The following is a 6,927-nucleotide window of genomic DNA, read 5'->3' as shown; positions in this document are numbered from 1 at the left end:
CAAGGGGAGTCATAGAATTAGAAGCGGGGTGATGAATGGCGAGCAAAATGACGGATGACCAACCGAACGACGTTATGCCCCACCCCCAAAGACCTCCACATCTTGAAAGACACAAATCGGAGAGCCGTGACCCACCCGAATCGCCTGGTTGGGTTCGCCTTTGCCGCACATCGGTGTGCCATACATTTGCCAGGTAGACTCGTCGCCAATTTTGACCAGGCTATGCCAGAATTCCGGCGTGGTGGCGCGGTAGTTCGGGTTTCGCAGCGTTTTGGTGAGCTGTCCGTTTTCGATCAGGCGGGCATATTCGCAGCCAAACTGAAACTTGTATCGCTGATCGTCGATCGACCAGGAACGGTTTGATTCCATATAAACGCCCGATTCAATGTCCTGAATCAAATCAGGGAAATTGTCGATTCCTGCTTCCAGATTGAGGTTTGCCATGCGATCGATCGGCGGACGATTCCAGGAAGAAGCCCGCGCACAGGCGACCCCATCCACGCCCAGCCGCGCCTGACTTTCCAGACTGCCCAAGCCGCGCTGCAAGATGCCGTCTTGAATCAAAAATTCTTTGCTGGCAGGTGCGCCCGTATCGTCAAACTCGTAGCTTGCAAACTCACCCGGCACCGTAGGGTTAAAGGTGATATTCATTAGCTTCGAGCCGTAGGACAATTTGCCGAAATCCGACGGTTTGACAAAGCTGCCGCCTGCATAGTTGCGCTCATCGCCCAAAATGCGATCGAGTTCCAGCGGATGCCCGACGCTTTCGTGAATTTGCAGCATCATCTGATCGGGAGCCAGCACCAGCATCGTCTTTGTCGTCGGACATTCCTCAGCCGTCAAAAGCTCGATCGCCTGCGACCCAATTTGATCTGCCCTTGCCCACAGATCATCGATCGGAAACAGCTCCCAGCCGCCCTGATAGCAGTGTGCCAGATAGCCATTATTGCTGCGCTGCTGCACGACACCGCCCGACTGAGCCGTTACCCCAAAGTGCGTTTCGAGCAGCATAAATTTTTGATAGACCTCCGAGCCGCTGCTGCTGACAAACCAGGATTCGGTTTCGTTGGTGATCGCCGTCGCGCTGGTCTGAACGATCGCATCCGAGACTTTCAGCGTTTGACAAAGCCGCGCCAAAAGCTGATTAATTTCTCCCGGCGTCATCGCATCAAACGGTTTCACAAAAGGCGAGCTATACTCTCCGACCACTTTAGGACGCACCGTTGCCGCCATCGGATAAATCGCCCACCGACTCGCTGCCTGTGCCTGCGCTGCTGCCGCCTGTGCTGCCGCCTGCAAATCTTCGAGCTGAAGCGAATTCGTCGCGCCGTAGCCAATCTGACCATTGACCAGCACTTCCACCATCACGCCCTGACTCGATGATTTGGAATTACTTTGAGGAATGGCATCCCGCATCGATCGAGAGCTAACGTTCTCTTTCACCATGCGAAGTCCAACCCAATCGGCCTGGATATCAAGGCGATCGAGGATTTGTTGCAGTTCAGAAATCATGACGTATTTCCTCAGGAATGGCTGGGTAGAGGCTGGACGGGCTTAGCGCGCTTTGCTCAGGCTTTCAATTCTAGCCATTTTTACTGAGTTTCAGGGTTATTCCGTATCTAACAACAGTTAGCAATCGAGGAGCCTCACGCATTTGCCAGTGCCCAATCGATCGCCGCTTCTGCATGAATTCGCGTGGTTGGAAAAAGCGTCATCTCACAGTCTTCCGGCTGAATCAGCAGCTCAATTTCAGTACAGCCTAAAATAATCCCTTCTGCCCCTGCGCTGATTAACCGATCGATAATGGCAAGATAGCGCGATCGAGAATCAGGCTGAATGATGCCCAGACACAGTTCGCTGTAGATCACGTCATGCACGATCGCTCGGTCTGCTGCATCGGGAACTAAAACTTTGATGCCGTGCTGTTCCAGCCGTCCCCGATAAAAATCCTGCTCCATCGTATATCGCGTTCCCAGTAAGCCGATCGTGTCAATTCTGGCAGCCTGGATGCGCTGTGCGGTTGCGTCTGCAATGTGCAAAAACGGAATTTGAAGATTTGCCTGAATCTCATCTGCTAGCTTGTGCATCGTATTCGTACACAGCACCACAAAATCCGCTCCGGCTCGCTCGATTGCCTGGGCTGCGTCAATTAGGATCAAGCTTGCTTCTTGCCAGCGTTCCTGATGTTGCAGCGTCTCGATTTCGGCAAAATCCACCGAATACATCACACATTTTGCTGAATGCAGTCCGCCCAGTCTGGCTTTTGCCAGTTCGTTAATCAGCCGATAATACTCGATCGACGATTCCCAGCTCATGCCGCCAATTAAACCGATCGTTTTCATCCAGAAATTCCTTAAGGATTGCAATAGGGACACTGCCCCGGATCAGCGGTTTCAACCCCATTTGGAAACAGCACTTCTTCCCGATGCTGGCACTTCTGACATCGATAAACGATCGAGCGCGTCAAATCGGTTGGCGTTCCACACAAGCCGCAGGGTAAGCCGGGAAGGCGATCGGCTACTGAGAATCCGGGAGTATTGCAGTTCGGACAGGTTTTCTGAAGTTTGGCAATCAAATCTTCGGTGGCTTGCGCGATGATTTTCATGCGCGTGGGATTATGCATTGCCCGCATATCGGTTTCGATGTGGACGCGATCGGCTTGTTTCAGTGCCCACTGCACGGCATCGATTAACTGTGCTTCTGAAGTGATCCCTTTGATGATCAGATCTTTGTCTTTGGTAATTCCGTTTGCATCTGCATTTGCAATCACGACTAATCCATGCTGAGGGAATTTTGCTTTTCGAGCAAATGTCTTTGCTTCTTCTAAATTAGTGACTTGTTTGTGGCTAAAGTTTGTCTCTGTTGAAATTGCTTCACCGATCACTTCTAAATCATTTCCGCGATCGATCAGCAATACAATTTCACGATTAGACGGTAAAAACGGCATTGCCGGATGCGGCCCAAAACTGCCTTCACTGGCAATTCCAATCGCGTGTCCTGTTAATTCCATGCCGACGATCGCCTTTTGTCGTGCCGCTTCGAGCTGAGTGCCATATCGCTTCACTTCGCGGGTAAATGTACCCAATCGATCGCTGTCAAATCCGTGCGGCACAGTGACTTGCAGTCCCAAGTTTTCCTTCAGTAACGGCGCAATTGCTATTTCTTTCTGGTGCATCGTTGCCAGCGTCGCCAATCGATCGCGAAACCATTCTAAAGGCAATCGTCCAGACCCACTTTGAACCACAGCGACCCTATCTCCTAAAAAACTATTTCCTAAAAAAACTATCCCCTAAAAAACTATCCCCTAAAAATTAGTATGCCAAATTCAATCTCCCGCGCAGGTTTGAACCATGCTCCCCAAACTTCTACACACCGACAGACCACCTCAAAACCCGGCAATCGCTACAGTAATTTTATCTTTAGCTCCATTGCCCTATCTCCCCACCCACCATGTCCGCCCTCACCTCGTTCTTTTCCCTTCGGCGCTTTGCCACAATTCTGTCTGTCGTTACCCTTACCCTGACATTGCTTGGGGTTGCAAGCGGCATTTTGATCGCGTTTTATTACGATCCGTCTGCGGCGGGCGCGTACGAATCGGTGCAAAATATCGCCGATACTCTACCGGGCGGCTCGATCATTTACTCGATCCACCAGATCGTGGGCAACGGCATGATTATCGTTGCGCTGCTGCAACTGTTTGTGCTGTTTTTCAGTCGGCGGTTTCGGATTAGCTGGTTTTCTGCCTGGGTCAGCGATTTTGTGCTGCTGGGATTGGCGATCGGGCTTGCCTGGACTTCGATGATTCTGAAGTGGGATCAGTTGGGCTACTGGCGGCTCAAGATCGAGCTGCAAACGATCGAGCAGTTGCCTTTTGTCGGTCAATTTGCAAAGGATGTGCTGACCGGAGGATTGATCGATACCACCACCGTCGAACACTTCTATACGCTGCACAGCTATGTTTTGTCTGCGATCGCCGTTGGAATTGCGGTCTTTCATCTCGGTTCGCTGCTATTGCAGGAATGGGAGCAGCGTCGCACCCTGCGGATGATGTACGAAACGGCTCATCTTCCCGAAGCTACGCCTGCGGTTCCCGGTCCAGCAAAGACGACTTCCCCACGCTAGACGCGGGTTTGGATCTCTCTAGAGCTTGCGCCAGGGCTTCTAGCCGCATCGGTTTGCTGATGTAATCATCCATGCCCGCATTGAGGCAAGTTTCGCGATCGCCCTCCATTGCATTTGCCGTCATTGCAATCAGGCGCGGACGGTTTGACTGCCACTGCTGACAAATACGCCGGGCTGCTTCGAGTCCGTCCATTTCGGGCATTTGGACATCCAGCAGCACGACATCGTAAGACTGACGGTGGATTGCTTCCAGAACCTCTAATCCGTTACCTGCCACATCTGCTCGATAGCCCAAACGCTGAAGCATAAGCAAAGCTAGCTTTTGATTGACCAGATGGTCTTCCGCCAGCAAAATTCGCAGCGACGATTTGTGTTCCGAGTCCGAATTGGGTTCTGGCTCGGCAGGGCGAACAGCCTGAATCTGGCGCGGCTGCCCACTCATGACCTGGGTCAAGATGCGGTAGAGCGGAGCTGATTTGATGGGTTTAGTCAGCAATGCGGCAAAGTACGATCGCTGGGTTGTGGTAAGGTCTTTATGACCGATCGAAGTTAGCATCACGAGCGGCAACGCCTGACCCGCTGGGAGGTTTCGCACTGCCTCTGCTAGCGTTAGCCCATCCATTTGGGGCATTTGCATATCGAGAATTGCTAGGTCAAACGCCTCTCCCTGTTGCAGCAGGCGAAGCGCATCCGCACCGGAAGCTACTGCTGTAGGGGCCATTTGCCAGGACTGGGTGCGATAGGTCAAAAGCTGGCGATTCGTGGCGTTGTCATCGACAATCAGCACTTTTCTCGCTGCCAGGGAGGGCAACCCTTGAGGCGCGATCGGGTCAAGGCAAGCGGGGGCAACAATCGTAAAGTAAAACGTAGAGCCAACTCCCGGCTGACTCTCGACCCACATCCTGCCGTCCATCATTTCGCTCAAGCGATTGCTAATCACCAAGCCCAAGCCTGTGCCTCCATACTGGCGCGTCGTTGAAGCATCGACCTGGCTAAACGCTTTAAACAGTCGCCCCAGCTTATCTTTTGGAATGCCGATGCCCGTATCTCTCACTGCAAATTGAAGCTCATAAACAGGCGCGTTGGGTTCTGCTGCGGCGTTTAGTGCAGTTTCGGCAGCTGCGATTTGACGCGAACTCACTGAAACTGTCACTTCTCCTGTTTCGGTAAATTTGATCGCATTATTGAGCAGATTAACCAGAATTTGCCGCAGTCGGGTTACGTCGCCCAGGATCATCTCCGGAACTTTTGATTTGTTGAGATACGTCAGTTCAAGTTCTTTTTCGGCGGCTTTGGGTGCCAGCAACTCAAGTGCGTCTTCAATACAGGTTGAAAGATTAAAGGGATGCTGTTCAAGTTCGAGCTTGCCCGATTCAATCTTTGAGAAGTCCAGGATGTCGTTAATAATCGTCAGCAGCGAGTCGCCGCTCGTGCGAATGATTTCAACATATTCCCGCTGTTGGGGAGTAAGCTGCATATCGAGCAGCAGTCCGGTCATGCCAATCACCGCGTTCATCGGCGTACGAATCTCGTGGCTCATCATGGCTAAAAAGTTGCTCTTGGCTTGATTTGCCTGATCTGCCGCCTGCTTAGCCTGTTCTAGTGCGGCGTTTTGTGCGGTCAGCATTTTGCGCTGCTGCGTTTCCTGATCGAGCAACTGCGCCTGTGCCAGAGCAATGGCAACCTGATCTGCCAATTCACTGAGCAGTGTGACTTCGTCGGGTCGCCACTGGCGCGGGTGGGCGCATTGGTGAGCAATCAACAGTCCCCAAAGGGTCGGCTCGTTGGGCGTTCCTGTGGATTGAATAATAGGAACGACCAGATTGGCTTTAATTTGAAACCGGGTTAACAAATCGCGGTGACAGGGCTCAAGGGTCACTCGATCGATATCAGCGATCGCGGAACTTCCGCCCTGGTAATAGGGCAACCATCCCCCTGCTTTAAAACAGGTATCTTCAATCCTTTCGCCCAGTGCCGATCGCCAGCCCGGTGCAACCGACTCCACGACGACATCTCCATTCCAATCAGCATCAAAGCGGTAGATCATCACCCGATCTGCTTCCAAAAATTGCCGCACTTCGGCAACCGTGGTGCTGAGGATGTCTTCCAGATGAAGCGAATAGCGAATCCGCTGGCTCACTGCATTCAGCAAAGAAGCCCGATGGTTCTGGTTGTGCAGCTTGATTTCAATCTGTTTTCGATCGCTGATATCGGTGATGCTTCCTTCAAGGGCGATCGGCTCTCCGGTCGCATCATACAAAAGACGGGTACTCTCTGAGATCCAAATGACTTGTCCGTCCTTTCGGTAAACCTGAGATTCAAATCCACAAACCTCGCCTCGCGATCGAATTTCTTGCATAAACACTTGTCGGCGAAGCGGATCAACATAAAGCTGCTGATCAACATTTTGGATGGTAGCAGTCAGTTCGGCAGAAGAGTCATAGCCATAAATCTGAGCCAGCGAAGCGTTGGCCTGCAAATATCTGCCCGACAGCGTTGTTTTATAAAGTCCCAGGGCAGCATTCTCAAAGAAATTTTGGTAGCTCGCTTCGGTTTGCTGCCGCTCGGTAATGGCATTTTGCAAAACGATCAGGTTTCGCCGCAGTTCTAGCTGGGTCACCACCTGACGCGCAAGGGTGGCTAAAGCGTCCTGCTGCTGAGGGTTCAGGTCGCGTGGCTTATAATCTATCACACAGAGCGTTCCCAGCACGTAGCCTTGGGGATTAATCAGCGGTGCGCCTGCATAAAACCGAATGCAAGGACTTCCAGTCACTAAGGGATTGTTCGCAAAGCGGGGGTCTAGGG

The 6,927-nt window shown here is 52.1% G+C and carries 5 protein-coding genes; 1 reads left to right on the top strand and 4 read right to left on the bottom strand.

Features of this window, described 5'->3' with window-relative positions; translation table 11 throughout:
* Positions 1-72: 72 nt before the first annotated feature.
* From H6F80_RS20990 to H6F80_RS20980, 3 genes are all read right to left on the bottom strand, one after another.
* Positions 73-1,512 carry a TldD/PmbA family protein gene (locus H6F80_RS20990; RefSeq protein ID WP_190793471.1) on the bottom strand — a complete coding sequence of 480 codons (1,440 nt, stop codon included), beginning with the start codon at positions 1,510-1,512 and terminating at the stop codon, positions 73-75.
* A gap of 134 nt (positions 1,513-1,646) precedes the next feature.
* Positions 1,647-2,342 carry an aspartate/glutamate racemase family protein gene (locus H6F80_RS20985; protein ID WP_190793470.1) on the bottom strand — a complete coding sequence of 232 codons (696 nt, stop codon included), beginning with the start codon at positions 2,340-2,342 and terminating at the stop codon, positions 1,647-1,649.
* Positions 2,343-2,353: 11 nt separating this feature from the next.
* Positions 2,354-3,244 carry a DUF6671 family protein gene (locus H6F80_RS20980; protein ID WP_518523624.1) on the bottom strand — a complete coding sequence of 297 codons (891 nt, stop codon included), beginning with the start codon at positions 3,242-3,244 and terminating at the stop codon, positions 2,354-2,356.
* A 206-nt stretch (positions 3,245-3,450) separates the two neighbouring features.
* On the opposite strand from H6F80_RS20980, the gene H6F80_RS20975 reads away from it, so the two are divergent.
* Complete coding sequence (locus H6F80_RS20975; RefSeq protein ID WP_190793469.1) at positions 3,451-4,122, top strand: cytochrome b N-terminal domain-containing protein; 672 nt, start codon at positions 3,451-3,453, stop codon at positions 4,120-4,122.
* Here H6F80_RS20975 and H6F80_RS20970 read toward each other — a convergent pair.
* Positions 4,076-6,927 (bottom strand): response regulator (locus tag H6F80_RS20970; protein ID WP_206755101.1); only part of this gene is annotated, 2,852 nt, incomplete at its 5' end. The two genes, H6F80_RS20975 and H6F80_RS20970, sit on opposite strands and share 47 nt — an antisense overlap.

The sequence above is a fragment of the Leptolyngbya sp. FACHB-711 genome (assembly GCF_014695615.1).
Lineage (GTDB): Bacteria > Cyanobacteriota > Cyanobacteriia > Elainellales > Elainellaceae > Leptolyngbya_A.
Note: the sequence above shows the minus strand (reverse complement) of the source record. Positions and strands in the feature narration are given on the sequence as shown.